Source organism: Amycolatopsis sp. NPDC054798 (genome assembly GCF_053611505.1).
Map to the genome: position 1 here is coordinate 1 of NZ_JBSHAM010000205.1, position 3,705 is coordinate 3,705.

A 3,705-nucleotide genomic window follows, 5' to 3' on the forward strand; every position below is an offset into this window, starting at 1 on the left:
CTCAAGGAGCCCTTCACGGACCGCTGCCGGGGCCAAGCCGATGCTCCGGTCGCCGGAGCGGTCACGGCGAAACCCCCAAAGTGGCTGCGGCGGGTCGCTTCGGGTGCGGACTGCCCCAAAGTGGCGTTGGGTGCGTGGGACGCAGCCAATGTGGCATTGGGTGCGTCAGATGCACCCAATGCCACATTGGGGCGGTTACCAGAGCCCCCGGGAGCGGGCGAGCCTGCCGACCGTGAGCGCGACCCGCAGCACGAGCGCGTCGCGGGCGTCGGTCGGGTTGCGGCCGGTCAGTTCGGCGGCTTTGCGCAGCCGGTACCGGACCGTGTTCGGGTGCACGAACAGCGTTTGCGCGCAGCGTTCCAGCACCCCGCCACTGTCCAGATAGGTCTCGACGGTGCGCTGCAGCGCAGCCCCGGCTTCCTCCAGCGGCCGGGCCACCAGGTCGACCAGCAGCCGTTCCGCGCCGGGGTCGCCGGAGAGCGCGCGTTCGGGGAGCAGGTCGTCGGAGCGCACCGGACGCGGCGCGGCGGGCCAGCCGACCACCGCGCGCAGCCCGGACAACGCCTCGGCGGCGCTGTGGTGCGCCTCGGCCAGCGTCGGCACGGTCGGGCCGGCCACCACCGGGCCGTCGGCGAACACCGTCGACATCCGGGCGAGGATCTCGCGTTCCTTCGGCCCGCCCTCGGTCGGCCCGCCGATCACGATCACCAGCCGCGAGCCCTGTACCGACAACAACACCGCGCGACCGACGCGTGCGGCGCGGGCGCGGACGTCGAACACCACCGTCGGCGGGTCGTCCGAGGGCGGATTTCCCACCAGCACAGTCGCCGCCGCGGCGGGATCCCAGCCGAGTGCCGCGGCCCGCGACAGGACGGATTCTTCGGCGTCGCCGCGGACGATTCCGTCGACCACGAGAGCTTCGAGCCGGGCGTCCCACGCACCCCGCGCTTCCGCCGCGGCGGCATAGGAATTGGCGGCGGCGAAAGCGATTTCCCGGCCGTAGCGGAGAATTCCTTCGATCAGCGCGGCACGTTCGGCTTCCGAGGCGGCGAATTCGGGAAGCTGTTCTTCGAATACCTCGATTGCGAGCCGCACCATCGCGACGGCCTGGCGCAGGCTGATCCAGCGCGACACTTCGGTCGGCGCGTCGCGGAACGCTTCGGTGGTGAGCTTCAGCGCTTCCTTCGAATCGCGCAGCCACGCGACGAATCCGCTGGCCCCGGTCTGCGTGATCAGCAGCACGCTGGCGCGCTGGTCGGCGGGCAGCCGCGCGAACCAGACCAGGCGGCGTTCCATTTCCGCGACGCTCGCGCTGGCCAGCCGCCCGGAGGCGTGCTCCAGGCTGCGCAGGGTTTTGGCGGACAGCCCGTGGTGTTTGCGCGCGGGGCGTCCTGTGGTGTCGGCCATGTCGGATCCGATCCTACGTGCCGCCCGCGGCCTGCAACTTTAGGCGGATACGACGCCGACCTCAGGTGGTGGGCGCGGCTCCGACGCAGTGCCTAGGATCCCGGGTGGGGTGGCAGGGGATCACCCCGCGCGGAAAAAGAACAGGGGGACGGGCCATGCCAGAGCCCGGACTGGAGATCGACGGGATCTCCAAACGGTACGGCGCCGTGGTGGCGCTGGAGAAAATGACGTTCGACGTGCGGCCGGGGGAGCTTTTCGGATTCGTCGGCAGCAACGGGGCGGGCAAGACGACCACGATGCGGATCGCGCTCGGCGTGCTGAGCGCGGATGCCGGTCAGGTGCGGTATGCGGGCGAGCCGATCACGCACGAGACGCGCAGGCAGATCGGTTACATGCCGGAGGAGCGCGGGCTTTACCCGAGGATGAAGGTCGGCGAGCAGCTGACGTATCTGGCTCGGTTGCACGGGATGCCCGTCGCCGCGGCCAAGGCGTCGAGCGAGCGGTGGACCGAACGCCTGGGCGTGGCCGCGCGCCGCGAGGACGAGGTGCAAAAGCTCAGTCTCGGCAATCAGCAGCGTGTGCAGCTGGCTGCGGCGCTGGTGCACGAGCCGCGGATTCTGGTGTTGGACGAACCGTTTTCCGGGCTGGATCCGGTGGCTGTCGATGTGATGAGCGATGTGTTGAAGGAGAAGGCGGCCGAGGGTGTTCCGGTCGTGTTTTCCAGTCATCAGCTGGATTTGGTGGAGCGGTTGTGCGACCGGATCGGGATTGTCCGGAGTGGACGGATGGAGGCGTCGGGCACGGTGGCGGAGTTGCGTGCGGGCGGGTCGACCCGGCTGCTCGTGGACGCGCCCGAGGCTCCGGAGAACTGGGCGGCCGCGCTGTCCGGCGTGACCGTGATCGGCCGTGAGGGCTCGGTGACCGAGCTGGAACTGGCCGACGGCGCGGACGACCAGGCGGTGTTGCGCGCCGCGCTGGCGACCGGTCCGGTGCGGGAGTTCGCCCGGAAACTGCCGTCGCTGACCGAGTTGTTCCGTTCTGTCGTGTCCGAGCACCAGGAGGCCGCGGCATGACCGGGTCGAACGTTGAGATGAGCCCGCTGTCGGCGGTCGGCCTTGTGGCTGGGCGGGAGATCAGCACGCGGGTCGCTTCCAAGGCCTTCCGCATCACCACGCTGGTGATGATGCTGACCGTCGTCGCGCTGGCGCTGATCTTCAAGTTCTTCAACGGCGGCGGGAGTGCCGACGCGACGGTCGGCTACGTGCCCGCGGCCTCGCAGCTGGCCGAGCCGCTGACCGCGACGGCGAAGTCGATCGGCCAGACCGTCGCGACGCAGCAGGTGCCCGACGAAAAAGCGGGACAGGACAAGCTGCGGGACGGCTCCATCGACGCGCTGCTGGTGCAGGACGCGAAGCGAGTGCACGTCCAGGTGAAGAAAGACCTGGACGCGAAGCTGAAGAACACGTTCACCGTGCTCGAAAGCCAGCTGGCGCTCAACCAGCAGATCGAATCTCTCGGCGGCGATCCGGCGAAGGTGCGCCAGGCGACCGCCGAGGCGGCGATCGACCAGCTGCCGCCGCTCGAGAAGCCCTACGACTACAACGGGCAGCAGCTGGCGCTCGGCATCATCGCGGGCATCCTGATCTACTTCTCGCTGATGCTCAACGGGCAGAGCGTGGCGCAGGGCGTCGTCGAGGAGAAGACGTCGCGGGTGGTCGAACTGCTGCTGTCGACGATCAAACCGTGGCAGCTGATGGCCGGGAAGGTGCTCGGCATCGGCACCGTCGGGCTGATCCAGATTCTGGCGATCGGCGTGGCGGGCGTCGCGGCCGGGCTCGGGTTCGGGGTGCTGACGATCTCGGTGAACGCCGCGGTGGGCACCGTGGCCTGGCTGATCGTCTGGTATCTGCTCGGGTTCTTCATGTATTCGATCGTGTTCGCCGCGCTGGGCGCGCTGGTGTCGCGGCAGGAGGACGTGGCGGGCGCGACGATGCCCGCGCTGATGTTCGTGATCGCCGGGTACGTGGTGGGGATTTCGGTCCTGCCGTCGAATCCGGGCAGCTCGCTGGCCGAGGTGCTGTCGGTGATCCCGGTGTTCGCGCCGACGCTGATGCCGATGCGGCTGGCGATGGGCGGCGTGCCGGTGTGGGAGGCGGTGCTGTCGGTGGGCCTGGTGGTCGCGCTCATCCCGGCGCTGATCTGGCTGGCCGCGCGGATCTACCGCAACGCGGTGATGCGCACCGGCGCGAAGGTGAAGCTGCGGGACGCGTTGCGCGCTGCCTGACAGCGGAGTTCCGG

3 protein-coding genes are annotated in these 3,705 nt (G+C 69.6%); 2 read left to right on the top strand and 1 reads right to left on the bottom strand.

Annotated features, from left to right (window positions below):
• Positions 1-195: 195 nt before the first annotated feature.
• Positions 196-1,407, bottom strand: a complete 1,212-nt coding sequence (locus ACWGIC_RS44725) for a PucR family transcriptional regulator (protein WP_452082029.1) — start codon at positions 1,405-1,407, stop codon at positions 196-198.
• A 155-nt stretch (positions 1,408-1,562) separates the two neighbouring features.
• Here ACWGIC_RS44725 and ACWGIC_RS44730 point away from each other — a divergent pair, with 155 nt between their 5' ends.
• Positions 1,563-2,480 carry an ABC transporter ATP-binding protein gene (locus tag ACWGIC_RS44730; protein WP_452082030.1) on the top strand — a complete coding sequence of 306 codons (918 nt, stop codon included), beginning with the start codon at positions 1,563-1,565 and terminating at the stop codon, positions 2,478-2,480.
• Positions 2,477-3,691 carry an ABC transporter permease gene (locus ACWGIC_RS44735; protein WP_452082031.1) on the top strand — a complete coding sequence of 405 codons (1,215 nt, stop codon included), beginning with the start codon at positions 2,477-2,479 and terminating at the stop codon, positions 3,689-3,691. The genes ACWGIC_RS44730 and ACWGIC_RS44735 overlap by 4 nt, the downstream gene beginning before the upstream one ends.
• Positions 3,692-3,705 lie beyond the last annotated feature (14 nt).

Excerpts from the sequence above, each read along its gene's own strand:
- ACWGIC_RS44725 (WP_452082029.1), bottom strand. The coding sequence starts at position 1,407 with ATGGCCGACACCACAGGACGCCCCGCGCGCAAACACCACGGGCTGTCC.
- ACWGIC_RS44730 (WP_452082030.1), top strand. The coding sequence starts at position 1,563 with ATGCCAGAGCCCGGACTGGAGATCGACGGGATCTCCAAACGGTACGGC.
- ACWGIC_RS44735 (WP_452082031.1), top strand. The coding sequence starts at position 2,477 with ATGACCGGGTCGAACGTTGAGATGAGCCCGCTGTCGGCGGTCGGCCTT.